General features: G+C 61.3%; 1 pseudogene. It reads right to left on the minus strand.

Going from position 1 to position 292, the window contains the following annotated elements:
- Positions 1-75 precede the first annotated feature (75 nt).
- Positions 76-292: pseudogene (locus H6B10_RS16070) on the minus strand (signal recognition particle-docking protein FtsY); the annotation flags it as partial.

Here is a 292-nt window from a genome sequence, read left to right on the forward strand (position 1 = left end):
GCCCATCCGTTCCAGAATGCGGCGCAGTTCTTTCAGTTTGCCGGCGTTATTGCTGGCAGCACAGATCAGCATAGGTCAATCCTCCTTATGGGCGGGCACTTCGGGCAGCAGGGATTCCACAAAGGTCTGGGCGTCAAAGGGCATCAGATCGTCGATCTTTTCGCCCACACCGATGAACCGGATGGGCAGACCCAGGTTTTCCCACACGCTGACGGCACAGCCGCCCTTGGGGGTGCCGTCCAGCTTGGTGAGCACCACGCCGGTGGCACCGGCAGCCCGGCAGAATTCCTCC

Source organism: Gemmiger formicilis, from assembly GCF_016901605.1.
GTDB classification, from domain to species: Bacteria; Bacillota; Clostridia; order Oscillospirales; family Ruminococcaceae; genus Gemmiger; species Gemmiger formicilis_B.